General features: G+C 74.9%; 11 protein-coding genes. 10 read left to right on the top strand and 1 reads right to left on the bottom strand.

Features of this window, described 5'->3' with window-relative positions; translation table 11 throughout:
• A partial coding sequence (locus KIS93_RS54595; protein ID WP_186405013.1) for an SbcC/MukB-like Walker B domain-containing protein occupies positions 1-2,848 on the top strand: 2,848 nt, incomplete at its 5' end.
• On the top strand, positions 2,845-3,831 hold the full coding sequence (locus tag KIS93_RS54590; RefSeq protein WP_080039064.1) for a hypothetical protein: 987 nt from the start codon (positions 2,845-2,847) through the stop codon (positions 3,829-3,831). The genes KIS93_RS54595 and KIS93_RS54590, both read left to right, overlap by 4 nt.
• Here KIS93_RS54590 and KIS93_RS54585 read toward each other — a convergent pair.
• Positions 3,810-4,202 (bottom strand): anti-sigma factor antagonist, encoded by a 393-nt coding sequence (locus KIS93_RS54585; protein ID WP_080039063.1) that lies wholly within the window; start codon positions 4,200-4,202, stop codon positions 3,810-3,812. The genes KIS93_RS54590 and KIS93_RS54585 overlap by 22 nt on opposite strands.
• Positions 4,203-4,306: 104 nt before the next feature.
• Here KIS93_RS54585 and KIS93_RS54580 point away from each other — a divergent pair, with 104 nt between their 5' ends.
• The 8 genes from KIS93_RS54580 (at position 4,307) to KIS93_RS54545 (ending at position 17,982) form a co-directional block, all read left to right on the top strand.
• Positions 4,307-5,194, top strand: a complete 888-nt coding sequence (locus KIS93_RS54580) for an SseB family protein (protein ID WP_080039062.1) — start codon at positions 4,307-4,309, stop codon at positions 5,192-5,194.
• Entirely contained in the window at positions 5,191-5,610 is a 420-nt protein-coding gene (locus KIS93_RS54575) for a hypothetical protein (protein ID WP_080039061.1), read from the top strand. The genes KIS93_RS54580 and KIS93_RS54575 overlap by 4 nt, the downstream gene beginning before the upstream one ends.
• A gap of 123 nt (positions 5,611-5,733) precedes the next feature.
• Positions 5,734-6,105, top strand: coding sequence for a YbaB/EbfC family nucleoid-associated protein (locus tag KIS93_RS54570; protein ID WP_230466489.1), 372 nt, complete (start codon positions 5,734-5,736; stop codon positions 6,103-6,105).
• On the top strand, positions 6,102-6,446 hold the full coding sequence (locus tag KIS93_RS54565) for a hypothetical protein (protein ID WP_080039059.1): 345 nt from the start codon (positions 6,102-6,104) through the stop codon (positions 6,444-6,446). The genes KIS93_RS54570 and KIS93_RS54565 overlap by 4 nt, the downstream gene beginning before the upstream one ends.
• 10 nt (positions 6,447-6,456) lie before the next feature.
• Positions 6,457-7,710 carry a WXG100-like domain-containing protein gene (locus tag KIS93_RS54560; protein ID WP_186405012.1) on the top strand — a complete coding sequence of 418 codons (1,254 nt, stop codon included), beginning with the start codon at positions 6,457-6,459 and terminating at the stop codon, positions 7,708-7,710.
• Complete coding sequence (locus tag KIS93_RS54555) at positions 7,707-16,886, top strand: hypothetical protein (protein ID WP_186405011.1); 9,180 nt, start codon at positions 7,707-7,709, stop codon at positions 16,884-16,886. Before KIS93_RS54560 ends, KIS93_RS54555 begins: the two co-directional genes overlap by 4 nt.
• A gap of 27 nt (positions 16,887-16,913) precedes the next feature.
• On the top strand, positions 16,914-17,438 hold the full coding sequence (locus KIS93_RS54550) for a hypothetical protein (protein ID WP_080039057.1): 525 nt from the start codon (positions 16,914-16,916) through the stop codon (positions 17,436-17,438).
• On the top strand, positions 17,431-17,982 hold the full coding sequence (locus KIS93_RS54545; RefSeq protein ID WP_080039056.1) for a hypothetical protein: 552 nt from the start codon (positions 17,431-17,433) through the stop codon (positions 17,980-17,982). Before KIS93_RS54550 ends, KIS93_RS54545 begins: the two co-directional genes overlap by 8 nt.
• Positions 17,983-17,986: the final 4 nt, after the last annotated feature.

The following is a 17,986-nucleotide window of genomic DNA, read 5'->3' as shown; positions in this document are numbered from 1 at the left end:
GCGCCGGCAGAGCACGCTCATCGACGCCATCTGCTTCGCCCTCTACGGCACCGTGCCGCGCTGGGGCAAGGAGAACGTCATCGCCCACGCCCTCGCCCCGTCCGCCGTCGCCGCCAAGGTGGCGCTCGTCTTCGAGACCGCCGGCCGCCGCTACGCCGTCGTCCGCGCGCTCAAACGGGACGCCAAGGGCAAGGTGCACACCGCCGAGGCCCGCCTGGAGGAGCTGCTGACCTCCGTACCGGCGACGGCCGGCCTCGACGAGCTGATGAGCGCCGTCGCCCGGCCCCTCGCCGAAGGCGCCGCCGTCACCGCCGAGATCCAGCGGATCACCGGCCTCGAATACAAGTTCTTCACCCAGTGCGTGGTGCTGCCGCAGGGCCGCTTCGCCGAGTTCCTGCACGCCCAGCCGCGCGAACGGCAGGACCTGCTGGTGCAGCTCCTCGACGCCGACGTCTACGAACGCGTCCGGCAGCGCGCCGTCCAGGAGGAGAGCGCCGCCACGCAGGCCGCCGCGTTCGCCCGGGAACGGCTGGCCCGCCTCACCGACGCCGACGAGCCCGCCCAGCAGGCCGCCAAGGCCCGCCTCTCCTCGCTGCGCGCCCTCGACGACCAGGTCAGAGGCTCCCTCGACACCCTCAGGAACGCGGCCGGCGAGATCCGCCGCCTCGCCGCCGAACGGGAGACCGCCCGCGAACGCGTCGCCGCGCTGGCCGCGCTCGCCCTGCCGCCCGAGGTGCCCACCCTCGCCGAGACCGTCCGCGCGGCGGCGTCGCAGGTGCGCGAGCACGCCGCCGACGCCGAACGCGCCGAGGCGGAGGAGCGGCGGGCCGAGGACACGCTGGCCGCCCTCGACGATCCCGGCCTGCTGATGAGCCTGCTCAGCACCCTCGACGACCACGAACGCGCCGCCGCCGACCTGCGGGCCGTCGAGGAACGGGCCGCCCGGGCGCGCGCCGGCCTCCCGCCGCTCGCCGAACGCGCCCGCGCCGCCGAAGCCGCGCTCGCCGAGGCCGAGCAGGCCAGGGACCGGCTGCGCGACGCCCACGCCGGCGCCGACCTGGGCCGCCGCCTGGTGGTCGGCCAGGACTGCCCCACCTGCCTGCGCCCCGTCGAACGGCTGCCCCACCACCCGGCCACGGCCGACCTGCGGGCCGCCGAGCGGCACGTGAAGACCTGCCGGGCCGAGGCCGACCAGGCCCGCGCCCGCCGCACGGAGGCCGAGACCGAGCTCCGCCACCTCGAACGCACGGCCGAGGACCTGGCCGAACGCGTCACCCGCACCGCCCACGACTTGGCCGCCCAGGCCACGCCGCTCGTCACCGGCACCTCGACGAGCGCGACCCCGCCCGTGCCGGACGAGCAGCCGGCTCCGGCCGCGCCTGAGCCGGACGAGCAGCCGGCTCCGGCCGCGCCTGCCACACCGCCCGCGCCTGCCACGCCTGCCACGCCTGCCACGCCGCCTGCGCCTGCTGGGCCGCCCGCGCCTGCCACGCAGCCCACGCCGGCGTCTGGCGGGGCGGCCGCGTCCACTGGGCCGGCCGCGCCGGCCGAGGCTGCGGGGCCCGACGCGTTTGCGGATGCCGGGCGGCGGGTTGGGGCGGCGTTCGCGGATGATGATGCGAGTGGCCGGGACGTTCCGTCTCCTGGGGTTGAGCGTGACGACCTGGAAGGGCGGCTCGCGGGCGTGCGGGCGGCCGAGCGGCGGGCGGCCGAGCTGCGGCAGGCGGCTCGGGACGCGCGGGCGCGGCTTGCCGCCGCCACGCGGCGTGCCGAGGAGCTGGCCGGGAAGGCCGATCGGCTCTGGCGCGACCTGGAGGCGGCGCGGGACACGGTGGTGCCGCTCGGTGCGCCGCCCCTGGATCGCGACGACCTCCACGATGCCTGGACGAGCCTGCTCGCCTGGCGTGACGAGGCCGCCGTCCGGGAGCGGGCGGCGCTGGAGGAGCGGGCCGGTCGCGTCGCCGAGGCCGAACGCCAGGCCCGCGCCCAGTGGTCGGAGGTGGTCGCCCGCCTGGCGGACCACGGTGTCCCGATCCCGGAAACGACCGCCCACCCGGCCGGCCCGGCGCACGGCGGTACCGCTGCCCCGCGCGGGCGCTCAGGCGAGGGCGCGACCGGCCTCTCAAGCGAGGGCGTGCCCGGCCTCTCAAGCGAGGGCGCGAGCGGCCTCGGCGAGGCGGTGAGCGGTGGGGCTCCTGATGAGGCGGCGGTCGCGCGGCTCGGGGAGGCGGTGGTGGCGGCCGTCGCGCAGGCGCAGGCGTACCTCGCGAGGGTGCGGGAGAACCGGGCCGCCGCCAGGGAGGTGGACGAGCGGGCCAGGGCCGAGGAGGAGCGGGCCAGGGTGGCGAAGGAGCTGGCCCAGTGCCTGCGCGCGGACGCGTTCGAGCGCTGGCTGTGCACCGAGGCACTCGACCTGCTCGTCACCGCCGCCTCCGAGACCCTGAGGGAGCTGTCCGACGGCCAGTACGAGCTGGCACTCGGCGCGAGGAACGAGATCGAGGTCATCGACCACGCCGAGGCGGGCCTGCGCCGCAACGCCCGCACGCTGTCGGGCGGCGAGACGTTCCAGGCCGCGCTGGCCCTCGCCCTGGCCCTGTCGGACCAGGTGGCGGGGCTGTCGGCGACGGCGGCGCGCAGCCTCGACTCGCTCTTCCTGGACGAGGGCTTCGGCAGCCTCGACCCGGCCACCCTGGACACGGTCGCCACCACGCTCGAACGCCTGGCCGGCGGGCGCGAGCGCATGGTGGGCGTGGTCACGCACGTGCCCGCGCTGGCCGACCGCATCCCGGTCCGATTCGAGGTCCGGCGCGACGCGAAGGGATCACACTTGCACAGGGCGACGGCATGACAACTCCTTTCACCGTTGATCCGTGGGACCCGGGTTACACGGCGGCCCTGAACGCGGAGGCGCTGGCCGAGCTGGACGCCACGAGCGCCCAGCTCGACCTGGACGTCGAGCTGCCCGCCGCCGCCTGGCGCCCGATCACGCCCGACCCGGCCACCGCACCGCCCAAGGTGCTGCTGATCAGCGACGGCGTGCGCCGCGTCGAGGCCCGCCTGTGGACGTATGAGCCGAGCGCGGGTGGGGAGGCGGTGCCGGGGATCGCCGCGTCCTGCGCCGCCGGCATCGTGCGCTGCGTGCAGGGCGCCCCCGCCGAGGTCGTCGCCGTGGACGTGAGCCGTTCCCTGGTCACCGCGAACCCGTACGCGACGGACATCCTGACGACCGCCGCCCGCTACCGCGCCCGCAGAGCCCCGCGCTCGGGCATGGACGATCTGGTGCTGGCCCTGCAGAGCCACCTCACCCAGCTGGAGGTGGACCTGGCGATCCGGCACCGGGCCGAGGCGGGCGAGGAGGAGCTGCTGCTGGTGGACGGCCCGTTGCGGGGGCGGACGCATCTGCCGCGCACGGTCGGCTACATCAAGACGCACCACACGGCCTACCTCCCGGCCGCGCAGGCGGCGACGGTGGCGGGGCTGCGGCCCGGCCAGCGCACGCCGGTGTTCCTCATGGGGACGAGCTGGCGCCGCCACGCCTGGTACGTGCGGCTGCCCGCGCCGTCCGGCGTGCCGTGGGCGGGGGTCGTGCGCTGCGAGGCGGGCGCCGACCTTGGGCTCGACGCGCTGGTACGCCTGGCGGACTCGGTCACGCACGCCCTTCCGCCGCTGGCGGGAGTCGACTACAAGGACCCGCGAGCCCCGCAGAACCTCGTCCCGATCGGCGGCCTGGAGCGGCTGCTGCGTCACCGGCTGGGCGATGCCCGGCTGCTCTACCGGGCCCTGCGCGCCGCCGCCACCCGGGAGGAGCGTCACCCCATGCCGGTGACGTGACCGGGCCCGGCCGCCTGGATGGCCGCCTCCACGGACGGCTCGACGTGGAAGAACCCGCGCAGCCCGGTGATCGCCAGGATGCGCTCGACCCGGGCGGGCAGGCTCGACAGGACGAGCGGGGAGCGCTGGGCGCGGCTCTGGTGCAGGAGGAGCACGAGCGCGCCGACGCCCATGGAGTCGCAGAACGTGAGCCCGCCCAGGTCGAGCACCACTCCCACGGTGGGGACGTTCTGCCAGACGTCGCCGATCTGCCGGTGCAGCAGGTCGGCGCACCGGTAGTCGAGGTCGCCGCTGGCGTGGGCCACGAGCAGGCTTCCGTGCAGCCCGATCGAGATGGTGAGGCGCCGGGCGGGGTCGCTTCGTCCGGTCATGTGGCCTCCATCGTCGGCCCGATGGGAACGGGGAGCAACCCCTTCGCGTCGCTGCGTACTTGGTGAAGTCGCAACGTACCTGACGAAGGGGACAAAATGGGCGGATGACTGCCGATGATCAACCACCGGCCGGCCCGTTCGAGGAGCGGCTGTGGGCCGCGCACGAGGAGGGGCGGCAGGCGTTGTGCCTGAGCCTGCTGCGTGAGGCCGACCTGGCGCTGCCGATCAGCGCCGCCGCGGCGGCCGGTCTGGAGCCGCCCGCGTGGGCGACCGCCGACGGCGACGGGCGTACCTGGCTGCTGGCCTTCACCTCGGTCGAGGCCATGACGCTGGCCTCCGGCGGGGCCGCGACGCACTGCCGGGTCGCCTCCCTGACCGAGCTGGCCGCCGGCTGGCCCGACCTGCGATGGGGGCTGGCGGTCAACCCGGGGCTGCGGGTGTCGTTCCTGCTGGAGCCCGGCACGGTGGCGCGGCTGGCCGTGCCGACCATGGTGCAGGACCTCAAGATCGCGCCCGGCTCGGGCGTGCCGGTGGTGCAGAAGCTGATCGCCGCCGCAGACCTGCCGGAGCTGCTGTCGGCGAGCGAGCCGAGGGTGTCCGGCTACTGCCACCACGCGCTCGACGTCTCGCACATCGCCACCCCGGCGGTGCTCGCCGCCGTCCTGAACCAGCGCGAGCTGCTGACCGAGAGCGGGTCGCTGAACATCCTGCGCTGGCGTCCCGTCGGGCTGGAGCTCTACCGCACGCCGTACGGGGGCGCCGACGAGGAGGGCCGGGCGGCCGTGGCCGGATGGGTGGTCGAGGAGCCGCCGTTCGTCGGCATGGGCCTGGTGCCCAGCGTCGACAACATCATCCGCGAGTACAAGGTGTACGGGGTCGGCCTGCCCCACGGCGCCGAGATCTGGGAGCTGACGATCGAGGGCACCGAGCACCGCCGCGCCATGTACCACGGCGACCTGCGCCGCTGGCTGCTCGTCGGGAGGCGGCCATGACCTCCTGGCACTCCTCCTGGCACTCCTACCGTGCCCGCTGGCGCGGCGCCGACTATTCCGCCAGCCCCGAGCCGCACGCCCTGGAGCTGTGGGTACGGCTGCGCTCCGCCGCGCCGCTGGACGGCTTCGAGGAGGTCGAGCCCGGCTGCCACGTCCGGACCGTCCCGGTGACCGAGTGCGAGTGGCTGCGGTTCGTGACCGTCGTGTGCCGCTGGCGCGGCGAGCCGTTCCAGGTGCACGCCGAGCGGGACGGCCTGCTGCTGCTCGAATACCTCGGCGCGTCCGTGCACACCGCCCGCGAGCTGGGGCTGGAGCGCGTGGAACGCGGCGTGTGGCGGGCCTGGGCGCCCAGGGGGGAGGTGGCGGAACTCCGGGAGGAGGCCGTGCCCATCACTGCCGAAAATCATCACTTTTAGGCCAAGACCTTGTTTCCTGGTGTTCATGTGACGGAAACTGGCCCGTAAGGCCCATGTGGCGTAACAAGACGCGAATGTCGCGAGGGGGTTATGGGGGCAACGGAGCGTCCAGACGTGGCGGCGATGCGGGCGTACGCGGACGAGCTGCGCCAGATGTTCAACCGGCTGCAGGACGAGGGGCTGGAGCTGCACGCCAAGGCGAAGGCCGTCCAGGTCACCGAGACCTCGCCCGACGGCCTGGTCTCCGTCACCGTGGGGGCGCGCGGCGAGCTGATCCGCCTCGACCTCGACCCGCGCATCTACCGCCGCCCCGACGCCCGGGCCCTGGCCGACACCATCGCGGAGACCGCGCGCAAGGCCGCCGCGAAGGCACAGGAGAACGTCATGCGGATCTTGGAGCCGGTGATCCCCGCCGACCAGTTCAAGGCGCACCTGGACGGTGACGTCGAGACCGTCCTGGCCCGGCTCGCCGACGACATGGGAGGCGGCCGGTGAAGGAGCCCTGGGACGGCACGTACGTCGCGCACACGATCGTCGACCGCGGCATGTCCGCGTGGTCGGCGACCGCCGACGAGGTCAGCAGGACGCTGCCCCGGCTGGCCGGCGAGGTCGAGACGCACCTGGCCGCGGCGCCCTGGGGCGGCGGCGCGGAGGGCCAGGCCTTCTACCAGGCGCACTTCCGCGAAGGCGGGCCCACCGAGATGATCAACCAGTGCAAGCGGCTGGCCGAGGAGATCGTGGACGCCGGCGACCGGCTGCGCAAGGCCATCGACAACACCCGGCAGACCGACGCCGACATCAGTTACGACGTCGCGCGCATGACGCGCGAGGTCTGAGAACGGGCCCATGGCGCATTCGGGGGACATCGGCGTCCGTACGAACGTCGCGGTGTCGGCGCAGCAGGAAGTCGTCGTCATCGACAGCGACGTGCAGCCCGTCTGGGAGACCGAGGCGCTGCCCGACTGGGTCGTCTACTGGCTGATCCCCATGCTGTCGGCCGGGCAGAAGTGGCCGGACGCCAGCGAGAGCGGCATGTCCGGGCTGGCCCGCGCGTACGCCGTGCTGTGCGACGACTGCATCAAGTCCGCCGAGCCCGCCGGGTCGGCCGCCCGCGTCATCGTGGCCGGCTGGGCCGCCCCCGCCACCACCGAATTCGTCAACCGGGCCCGCCAGCTCTACGGCACCGAAAGCGGCATCGTCGGCGTCAGCAGGAACGCCAGGGCCTACGCGCAGCAGGCCAACACCTTCGCCGTGGAGACGCAGTACTCCAAGCTCTCCATCAACGTGGCGTTCTGGGTGACCGTCGTCGCCATCGCGATCGCCATCATCGTCGCGTTCTTCAGCGCCGGCGCCTCCGCCGCGCTCATCGGCCCGTACGCCGCCGGGGCCCGCACCGCCATCAGCCGCATCCTCGTCCGGCTCGCCACGCTGGCCGGCCGGGAGATGGGCGCGGCCCGGCTGGCCAGGGTCGCCGCGCTGAGCGGCGCCACCGGGCGCGGCCTGCTCGTGCGGCTGATGGCCTCCCCGTTCGGCCGGGAGCTCGTCGAGGAGATCGGTGAGGAGTTCTTCATCGACTTCTGGGCGCAGAAGCAGCAGAAGGACATGGGCACCCGCGAGGACTTCGACTGGCGGCAGCTCGCCGCCACGAGCATCGGGGCCGCCGGCGGCGCGGGCGCCGGCACCGTGCTGGCCGGGCCCGTCTCGCGGGTCACCCGCGTCGTGCCCGGCTTCACCGGCCGCGCGCTGACGACGGGCCTGACGAACGTGTTCGCCTCCCCGGCGGGCAGCTTCCTCGGCAACGGCCTGGTGTACGGGCAGTGGCAGAACCCGTTCACGGCCGAGTCCATGATGGGCGCCTTCATGGGCGGCGTGGGGCGTACCGGGAGCATCAGCCCGTTCAACCCCGAGGTGGTCTCGGCGCTGGCGCATCCGCTGAGCACGCTCGCCGCCGCGCACGACGCCGCCGCCCGCTCCGACGCGGCCGCGCCGGCGGCTCCGGCCCGTCCACGGGGCCCGCCGGGCCCGCCACGCCGGACGGCTCGCCCACCGGCCCGGACGGCAACCAGCCCGGCACCGGGGTCCGCACCCCCGACCGGGTGATCATCCCGTCGCCGCGCACGTCCGGCACCCCGGCGCTCGCGGGCGCCGGCTCGCAGAGCGCGTCCGGCCGTCCCGGCGGGCTGCCGGACGGCGACCTGTCCACCCGCCGCCGCACCTCCTCCCCGGACCAGCCCGCCACCACATCGGACCAGGACCAGGACAGGACCCAGGACGAGGAGACCCCGGCCGCCCGGCCCGCCGCCGCCGCCACCGGCCCCGACCCGGCCGCGCCGTCCACCCGCCCGGCCCCGGCAGACACCACCGCCGCCCGGACGGACGAGGACGGCACGACGGCGCAGCTCCCGGACTCCGGCGACCAGGACACGACCGCCGCCCAGCCGCAGCCGCAGTCCGACCAGTCCGACCAGCCCGACCAGTCCGACCAGGCCGCGCAGCCGCAAGCCGCCACCGCGCCGCAGGGCGACACGCCGCAGGGCAACGCGGCTCAGGGCAACGCGGCTCAGGACAACGCGGCTCAGGACAACGCGACCCAGGACAACGCGACCCAGGACAACGCGCCGCAGAACGACGCGTCTCGGGGCGACACGACGCCGCAGGGTGACGCGACGCAGAATGACGCGCCCCAGGGCGATCCGGCTCAGGGCGAGACGACCCAGAGCGACGCGACGCCGCAGGCCGGAAACGACACGCGGAACCAGGCGCCCAGCCCCACCGCCGACACCACCGCCGACACCACCACCGAGCCCGCCCAGACCACGAGCACCCAGGACGCCGCCCCGTCCCCGACCACGTCGGTGGTCACGGCGGCCACGGGCCCGGCGCCGCTCAGGGCGCGCGCCGCGCTGCTGGAGGCGCTCGGCACGACCTTCCCCAACGCCGTGATCAGCCCCACCGGAGAGGTGCTCATCCCGCGCCCCGGCGGCCACCGCGTCCTGTCGAACGCCACCATGACCCGCATCCGCCGCACGCTGGACGCCCGCGCCGCCCAGACCGACGCCCAGCCGGAGCTGGTGGTGGACGCGTCCGCGCTGCTGCTGCTCGCCGCCTCGGACGACACGCTGTCGTCCGACGCCCCCATGACGGAGCCCCCGGCCGCGCACACCAGCAAGCCGGGCACCGTCACCTCCCCGCCGATCGCCGGCACCCGGTACGTCACCGACAGCGGCCGCCCCACCGACCTCACCCTGGACGAGATCAAGCAGGCCACGGCCGACCTGCTCACCGACCACTTCCAGCACGCCGGCGAGCGGGTGGTGGCGCTGTCCTGGGCCGGTGACGTGCTGACGGTCGCCACCGAGAACGGCAGCCACCACTTCCGCCCCGTCCTGGGCGACCGCGGCCAGAAGGTGATGGCGGAGACGACGCTCAAGGCGGGCACGTCCACCGAGCCGCACGAGGTGAGCTTCGCCCCCCGCATCGCCACCGACCAGCTCCCGAGGGTCTGGCTGCACGAGATCACCGACACGATGCAGCACCGGGCGGCCGAGGGCCGGGGCCGCAGGCAGGGCGTGCTGCGCCGGATGCTGCCCGGCGGCACCACCCACCCGACCGGCGACGAGTGCGTGCCCGCCCGCCTGAACGAGCTGGCGTACCTGACGGACAAGTGGGAGCAGGCTCAGACGGTGCCGGAGCAGCGCCTGCTCGCCCTGGACATCGACGGCGTGCTGCACGACCTGCGCGCCCGCGGCGCCACGCCGCCGCCACCGCCCTGGGCGAACGGCCCGCAGAGCGAGCGGACCGGCCTGCGGACGGTCGCGCTCGGCCAGGACCCGAGCCCCGAGGACGCGCGGGAGCTCGCCAGGCGGCTCGAAGCCGCGCAGAAGGCTCTGAAGAAGCTGGCGGACAGCAAGAGGGCGAGCGCGAAGCAGGCCGGCAAGGAGGCCCGCGAGGCCAGGAAGGAGGCCGAGAAGGCGGGCAAGGAGCACGACAGCGGCGCCGCGCTGCGCGCCGACGCGGCCGAGGCGAAGGCCCGCAGCCTGCGGGACAAGCAGGCCAGGCACAAGAGGATCGCCGCCGCGTACGCGGCCGCCCACAAGGCGGCGTCGCAGGCGAGGCAGGCGCACGAGCGGTACGCGCGGCTGCTGGCGGCGCTGCCGCAGGCTCCCGCGCAGGCCCCGCCCGGCCAGCTCGCCGTGGCCGCCCTCGCCGAGCGGGCCGCGGACGAGGCGGCCGCCGCGCACCGCCAGTACCTGGAGGCGCTGGACAGGGCGCTGCCCGACACGTTCTCCCTGCCCGAGTCGATGCCGACGGGCCGCCTGGCCCACCTGGACAGGCTCACCGACGCGGTCAACGAGGCCCTGAAGGGCAAGAACGTCGCCAAGCGGTTCACCCCGGACGAGCTGGAGAACTTCATCCGCGGCGACTTCCACAAGGTCGTCTCCGGCGACGGCCTGGTGCTGAACGTCGGCCACGGCAAGACCGCGGCCGAGCTGCGGCTCAAGCTCACCCTCGCCGACCTGGTCGAGGTGGCCGACCCGGCGGTGAAGGCGTCCCAGGTCACGGTCGGCATGTTCTACCAGACCGGGCAGACGTACACGGCGACGCAGTCGGGCAGTGCCGGCACCTCCGGCGACTTCAACAGCGGCGTGCTGGCGCCGCTCGTGCCGGACGGCACCTGGGCCAGGGCGGCGGCCGACACGGTCGCGGTCGGGGTCGGCGCGAGCGCCGGGCGTTCCTGGTCGGCCTCCGGCGGGTCCAGCATGTTCGAGCAGGGCGGCTCGGTCGCCGACAACCGCAGCGAGTCGCTGCTGTTCGACGCCACCGCCACGTGGACGGTGGAGCTGCGCACCGGGAAGGCGGGGCAGTGGCAGCACGTCGCCACCGTGGACTCCGGCAGCCCCGGCGACACCGCCACGCAGCGGATCTGGGTGTGGCACTCCTACGCCGACCGGGCCTCGCGCGACCCGATCCGGATCGACGCGGGCAAGGAGAGCCCGAAGCCGCCCAACCAGGAGGTCATCAGCATGACCGGCCTGGAGGAGGCGCTCGACGCGATCGCCGCCGAGCTCGGCGGCGACTACACCCGGATCGGCACCAACGCCCGACGGGACCTGCGCAAGTTCGTCACCCACGAGGTGCAGGCGCGCTTCCGGCGGACGCTGGAGGACGGCCTGCCGGTCACCCTGGCCGTGGACGGCGAGCCCGACGTGCGGATCACCGCCACCAGCGAGATCGTGCACGGCGAGACCAGGATGGTGGGCGCCGTGACGCCCGAGGCGCTGGAGGAGGAGGTGCTCACCGAGACCGCCACCTCGCCCAGCAGGACCGAGCACGGCGGGTCGATCGAGGGCAAGGTGTCGGCCGGCTTCAACGTCGAGTCGCTGCAGGGCGCCGACATCTTCGGCCCCCTGGGCGACTACCACCCCGACAGCGTCCGGCCCGAGGTCAAGGGCAGCAGGCCGGTGGCGCAGTCGTCGTCGTCCACGGCCAACGAGGCGGCCGTGCACCCGCAGGTGGACAAGCGGACCGGGCTGTCGCAGGCGTACCAGAAGGTGGCCAAGGTCACCTTCACGGTGGAGCGGCCGGGCAAGAAGCCGAAGAAGCTGGGGCCGTTCGACACCGAGCTGCTGCTGCGCCAGCAGCTGCTCGACGCCTTCCACGCCGGCGACCCCGTGCCGAAGAGCGCGCTGGTCCTGGTGAACGGCAAGCCGAAGCTCGACGCCGACGGCAACCCCGTGCTGAACGACGTCCCCCGGCGCAAGCCGATCAAGGGGCGCAAGATGGAGCTGCCGCAGTGGCTCGGCGACGGCGCCCAGCAGATGCGCGGCGCCGGCCCGACCGACGTGCGCGAGGTCACGGGGCTGGAGGGGCTCAAGGAGCACGTCCTCGACCAGCTGGCCCACCACGGGCTGGTCGCCAAGAGCGTGGACGGGGTGCGCCGGTACTCCCGCAACCCGCTCATCCACGCCGCCCAGCTCTTCAACGAGGAAGAGGTCGAGGCGCACCTGGTCGAGAGCGCGATCCGCAGCGGCCTCGACCAGATGGCGCAGAGCGGCGTCCTCATCCCGCTCCAGATGCACGGCGTCAACGCCACCCCCGACGTGTACGCCCTGCAGATCGTCGTCCGGCAGGACTTCAGCGGCCGGGGCACCCCCAAGGGCCTGACCAACAAGGTGCGCACGCACCTCGACATCGCCAGCGACACCTCAGGCCGGGGCATCAACCGGTCCAGGACGTACGGCGGCGGCGGCTCGGCCGTCAAGACCGACGGCCCGGGGGAGGGGCACGACGGCGTCTCGCACAAGGCGGGCCCGAACGCCGGCGGCGACCGGACGTACTCGGCCGGCACCAGCACCTCCAGCATGGTCAACAAGGTCGGCATGGAGGAGGACGGCAAGGAGAAGCTCACCGCCGGCCTGGAGACCAAGGCCACGGTCGAGGTCAACCTGGTGCACAACGGCAAGGTCCAGCAGCTCGTCAAGCCGCGCTCCGTCAGGGTGCTGATGATGGTGCCCGGCGACATGCTGCCGCGCGACGGCGGGCCCGACTTCACCGGCCCGATGGGCAGGCCGTCGAAGCGGCTCATGGAGGCCGCCACGCTGGAGCACTTCGACGGCGGCCGCGAGCTGGGCGACATCAAGGGCATCTGGCGGCTGCTGCCGCGCTCCCTGCGCGGCAAGGTGGCCCCGCTGGTGCAGCTCTGGCCCGTGCTGAGCCGCCACTTCCTCGCCTCCCACCTGTTCGAGGGCCCGATCACGCACGACCTCGTGCTCGACCCCAACGGCCCGGTGCCCGCGCGCACCTCGCTGGAGGTGCGCGGCGAGCTCGGCGAGGCCACCTTCGTCGACGTCGTGGACTCGGTGACCGGCCGCATCATGCTGGCCCTGCGCAGCGCGGGCATCTCCTGGGGCGGGTCGAACAACATCGCGTTCGGGCTGATGAACAGCCTCGCCGACGCCGACGACGGCGGCACCACCAGCGACTCCGGCTCGCTCTCGCTGCCCTCCCGCTCCCGCGTCCGGGCCCTGGCGACCGCGCTGCTGGCCATCTGGGGCACCGAGTTCCTGGGCATCGCGGTCGCGCGGAAGTACCGCTTCCAGGTGCCCGTGGACGTCCTCGTGAAGCTGCGCGCCAGCCGCGCCACCCCGATCGGGCAGCAGCTCGACGGGTGGAAGGGCGGCCAGCTGCGCAGCCACGGCAACGGGCTGTTCACCGTCCCCGAGCACGACGCGCTGCGCCTGTACGCCGAGGGCGACGTGACCCTGCCCGTGCCCGTGGTGGCCGACGCGGTCGAGCGTTTCCTCAACGGCGCCATGAAGCTGCACAGGACCCTCGCGGTGCCGCTGGTCATGCGTTACGTCCAGGCCCGCGCCGAGGCGCTGGCCCGCGGCGAGAACGTCGGCATCGGCCGGGAGCACACCCCCGACAAGCTGCTCCAGGCGCTCGGCGAGGTCGCCGACCTCGGCCCGGCCGTCGCGCCCGCCGTCGCCGCCGCCACGGCCGCCCCCGACACCGCCGGAGCGCGCCTCGACGAGGCGCTCGACGCGGCCACGACCCTGAACGAGCAGCTCAACGACGTCGTGATCGCCCCCCAGTACGAGCACGGCATGGGCACGAGCATGCCGCAGTCGTTCGTCGTGACCGACGGCCAGGGCAACGAGGTCGACGTCATGGAGGAGGTGCTCAGCGCGATCGACACCGCCGTGCCGGGCGCCGAGGACGGCACCCCGAACCTGCGCCGCCAGATCAGGGCCGACCTCAACGGCACCCGGCCGCAGGTCCACATCGACGAGATGTGGTCGCGGCGCGGGCTCGAGCGCGAGTACGACGTGCAGACCGGGCCGGACGTGGACTCCGTCCAGGTGGTCACCGTCCGGGTGCGGCTGGAGCACGCCCCCGGCGCCGACCCGCGCCGGGCCAGGCTGGTCGACCACACCGACGAGAACGGCGTCATCATCCAGCGCTACCGCGCCAAGGAGGCCTCGCACACCGAGTCGTACTCGGGCGCGTACTCCGCCGGCCTCGACTTCAGCGACGACAGCGGCGAGGAGACCAAGGGCGGCCTGTCCACCAAGCGCACCCGCTCCTTCTCCAGCAGCGTCAACGAGAACCGGATGCGGCTGCAGCGCATGGCCAGGTTCAAGGGCGAGAGCACGGTCGAGCAGGACATGCGGCTCGTCATCGAGATCGAGACCAGGCCCGCCCGGGTCCGGCCGGTGCCGTTCGAGCGGCGGGTCCCCGGGGCCGCCGCCAAGGTCAGGTCGGCCACCGCGTGGATGCGGCGCAGGCGCACGCCGGCGGTCACCCGCGAGTACGACGTCAAGCTGCGCCGCGGCCTGCCCGGCGACATGGTGCGCAGCGCCGCCGAGGACCCGGGCCCCGTGCCCGCCGTGACCGACCCGCGCCAGGCGGAGTTCGAGCCGGGCCACTTCCCCGAGGTGCTGATCGAGGACGAGACCAGGCCCACCCTGTTCGACGCCATCAGCCGGCAGCTGTCCAGGATGATCGGCCACGCCGCGGTCGCCGAGCGGGCCGGGGCGCTGTCGGCGTGGCTGTCGCACTCCGGGCTCATCACCGGCCTGGAGCGGTCGGCCGGGCGTGACGGCGACGTCGTGCCGCACACCGTCCAGCCGGCGTTCCGCAACCAGGGCGTGGACGTCACCGTCAAGGCCCGCATGTCGGACCTCACGGTCGTGGCCGGGCCGTACGAGGGTGAGAAGGGCGAGGTGGACCGGCGGGCCGACGCCCAGAACCTGTCCGTCTCGCGCGGGCACGTCCAGCCCGTCGGCATGTCCGCCGGCTCCGGGTTCAAGGCGCTCGGGTTCAGCTTCAGCTCGTGGTTCGGCGCGCAGTCGTCGCAGAGCGCCGGAGCCCACCAGGGCGCGCGGCGCGAGCGCAGCATGTTCGAGACCGGCAAGCTCTACACCGTGCGCGTCAGGGTGGACTACGACCTGACCTTCGAACGGGTGAAGCGGCACCGCGGCGGCGACGTCCGCCCCCGCAAGGAGGTCGTGCGCGTGCCGGGCGCGAGCGGCGGCACGGCCATGATCGCGCTGTTCGGCGAGGAGCTGGAGGAGCTGCACGCCAGGATGGAGGCGGGCGTGCACATCGCGCCGCCCCTGGAGGGCCTGCCCACCTTCGCCTTCCACCCCCAGCCGGGCCGCAGCAGCTTCGTCCAGGTCATGCAGGACGCCCGCGTCGCCGCCCGCGAGCGCCGCGAGGTCGCCCGGTTCCACGTGTACGAGGAGGGGCCGAACGGCGAGCCCGTCCTGCACCGCTACCTGGCCACCCCCGACGGGTTCGTGCACAGCGTGACCCCCGACGGCGGCTTCGCCCAGGCGCTCGCCACGCTGCCGCCCCCCATCCTGGAGGCGGCCGACCAGCACGACCTGAACCTGCGCGACATCTTCATGAACTCCCCCGTCGCCGGCACCTTCACCCAGCAGGTCGCCGCCGAGCTGGAGGACAGGAACGCCCTCCCGCCGCCGCAGGAGCCGATCTGGCAGGTGGCCGAGGAGAGCGCGGCGAACGCCTCCCCCGGCAGCAGCACCTTCCAGGGGACGGGCCCCGGCACCGGGCAGGGCACCGGCCCGGCGACCGGCCAGGGCTCCGGCGCGCCGTCGGTGACCGCCCCCGAGCTGCCCGGCAGCCCGCTCGCCGCCGCCGCCCGTCCCGACGGCATGCCCGACCTGACGACGGACGAGCTGCGCGCCCAGGACGTGTCGCCCGCCGACTTCGGCGGCGCCGTCGCGAACCTGCGCTGGAGCGGCGACGACCGGCTCGTCATCCAGCTCCCGGGAGCGGCCGACCAGCACGTGCGGGTCCTGCCGGAGGACCCGGGCGCCGGGCTCGTCGGCCGCACCGAGCTGAAGGCCGGCACCCCGGAGAACCCGCACGTCATGCGGATCGGGCCGCGCGTGGACCCGCACGTCGTGTCGTCCGTGCTGGTGCACGAGATCTCGCACATCGCCCAGGAGCACGCCGCGCAGGCGGCCGGGGTGCGGCAGGGCCTGGTCAGAGAGTCGCTCTCGCCGATCAGGGAAGGGACCGACCACTGCCTCACGCCCCGCCTGGACGAGCACGCCCACCTGGCGCGCAAGTGGCGGGCCAGCACGGACCCGCGGGCGCGGGAGCGGATCGCGGCGGCCATCGACGCCGTCGCCGCCGACATCACCCGCCGCGGCCACACCCCGCCGGCGCCGCCCTGGCACGCCCGCCCACCCGCGTCACCCGCGCCCGCACCGGCCGCCCGGTCCATGCCCGGCCTGCCGGATCCGGCGACGGTCGCCCGGCTGCGCGGCCTCATCGACGCGCTGTCCGCCCGCCCGTCCGGCCCGTCGCTCGCCCAGGCGCTCAACGGCGGCGCGCCGGCTCCGGGCTCGCTCGCCGACGCGCTCAACGGGGACGGGGCCGCACCGAGGCCGGCCGTCAACGGGCACGCGGCCGCGCCGGGATCGCTGGCCGCGGCGCTCAACGGCGGGTCCGTCGGCACCCGGGACCTCACCGCCGCCATCCGGGCCGAGGCCGAGAAGGCGGGGCTCGCGCCCGGCCGGCCGGGCGCGGCGGCGAAGATCGTGGCGCTGGCCCGGGCGGGCGAGCTGGCGCCCGAGCACGTCGCCGCCCTGCGCGGCAGGCCCGCGCTGCCCGAGGTGGCCGCCGCCGACGCCGTCGCCCGCACGGCCGCCCTCATGGGGGCGCGCGCCCGCACGTACGGGCCTGGCCTGCTCGACATCGAGCTCCCGGGCCGCCCGCCCATCCCGGTCGAGATCCGCCCCGCCCACCGGACGGGGCAGCCGGATGGGGGGATGCTGACGTACCAGGTGGACGAGACGCGCACGATCGGCGCGAACGAGCGGGCCGCCGCCGCCACCGCCGCGGCCGGGCTGGCGGCGGCGCTCGGCCTGCCGCCCGCCGAGCACGCGGCCGTCGCCGGCCTGTTCGAGGCCGTCCGCCAGGTCCGCGCCGCCACGCCCGCGCAGCACCCCGCCCGCCTCGCGGTCCTGTACGACGTGGCCGCCGCCGTCCCCCGCCGGCTCGTCCCCGCCCCGCTGGCCGCCGACCTGTCCAGGCTGCTGGCCGAGCCGAGGCCGGGCCGCTGGCACGCGCACTGGACCCGCGCCCGCAAGCTCGCCGACGGCACCGGCTGGCAGCCGCCCGAGGACGACGAGGAGTGCGGGTGCCCCGAGGACGGGCCGTGCGTCTGCGGCCGCCGCCGCGCCGCGGGCCCCGGCCGCGACCCGTCGGCGGACGCGGGCCGGCCCGTGTTCCAGGCATGATAGGAACTTCCGGAGGAGAGGACGGTCATGACATTCGCGGTAGCACGGACGAGGGATGAGGCGCATCTCTACCTCGACCTGCACCCCTGCGCGTGCGGCTCGGTGGAGACCACCTGGGACAGCGGCCTGGTCAGCGCCGGCGGCGGCCTGGCCAACCGCTACTCGGGCACCTGCGAGAGCTGCGGCAGGCCGCGCGAATACCTGTTCGGGCTGCCGGAGCGGCCGGTCATGCCGGCGGGCTACCCGACGTTCGGCGGCGCGGAGCCGTCGCAGCTGCTCGACGCGGGGGAGTGGCTGTGGGTGGCCGACCTGACGGCGGGCAACGTGCCGGCGGACGACGCGGCCGAGGCGCACCGCACGCTGTCGGTGGCGACGGCGGCCGTGGAGGAGGTCGTGAAGTTCATCCCGCCGGGCGCCGACGAGGTGCCCGACCACGGGTTCTGGTCGCAGCGGGGCCGCGAGATGCGCGCGGCCGAGCCCGGCCGGTTCCAGCTCGACCGGCTGCTCATCGTCCGCGACAGCTACCGGGACCTCGCGGCGCGGCATGCCTGAGAGCGTCCGCGCGCGTTCGCTCGCGGAGGCGCGCGTCTACCTCGACCTGGTCGTCCCGGGCGGGTCGGCGCAGGCGTCGGTGGACGAGGTGCCGGGCGGGCGGGTGGTGCGGGCCGGCGGGGTGGAGGTGCTGGTCCCGGACGAGGCGGAGCAGGCGGGCACGACGTTCGGGGCGGGCGTGTCCGAGCTGCTGGACGCCGGCCAATGGGTGCTGGTCGGCGCCACGTACGCGAGCAGGGCCCTGGAGAGCGGCCTGTACTACACGGCGGACCTGTCGCCGGACCCGGAGCGGTTCCGCGCCGTGGTCGCGGAGTGGAGCCTCGCCGCCGACGCGGTGGCCGAGGCGCTGAAGTTCCTGCCGGACGGGGCCGGGGAGCTGCCGCGGGAGGCGTTCTGGACGGAGATGGGCCGCTCGGCCCGCGATGCCGAGCCGGGCCGTTTCACCCGGGCGAAACTGGAGAGCGACCTGGCCTTCTTCCGCCAGAGCCTGGCCGACTTCCGCCGCCTGCACCCTGGGAACGCCGGAAAGCGGCCGGCCGAATAGGGAC

Origin of the sequence: [Actinomadura] parvosata subsp. kistnae (assembly GCF_900323885.1) — a bacterium.
Taxonomy (GTDB): domain Bacteria; phylum Actinomycetota; class Actinomycetes; order Streptosporangiales; family Streptosporangiaceae; genus Nonomuraea; species Nonomuraea composti.
This window is presented reverse-complemented; position numbering and strand designations above follow the sequence as displayed.

Bases quoted from the DNA above. Each gene is read 5' to 3' on its own strand.
- KIS93_RS54590 (WP_080039064.1), top strand. From the start codon at position 2,845: ATGACAACTCCTTTCACCGTTGATCCGTGGGACCCGGGTTACACGGCG.
- KIS93_RS54585 (WP_080039063.1), bottom strand. From the start codon at position 4,202: ATGACCGGACGAAGCGACCCCGCCCGGCGCCTCACCATCTCGATCGGG.
- KIS93_RS54580 (WP_080039062.1), top strand. From the start codon at position 4,307: ATGACTGCCGATGATCAACCACCGGCCGGCCCGTTCGAGGAGCGGCTG.
- KIS93_RS54575 (WP_080039061.1), top strand. From the start codon at position 5,191: ATGACCTCCTGGCACTCCTCCTGGCACTCCTACCGTGCCCGCTGGCGC.
- KIS93_RS54570 (WP_230466489.1), top strand. From the start codon at position 5,734: ATGCGGGCGTACGCGGACGAGCTGCGCCAGATGTTCAACCGGCTGCAG.
- KIS93_RS54560 (WP_186405012.1), top strand. From the start codon at position 6,457: ATGGCGCATTCGGGGGACATCGGCGTCCGTACGAACGTCGCGGTGTCG.
- KIS93_RS54550 (WP_080039057.1), top strand. From the start codon at position 16,914: ATGACATTCGCGGTAGCACGGACGAGGGATGAGGCGCATCTCTACCTC.
- KIS93_RS54545 (WP_080039056.1), top strand. From the start codon at position 17,431: ATGCCTGAGAGCGTCCGCGCGCGTTCGCTCGCGGAGGCGCGCGTCTAC.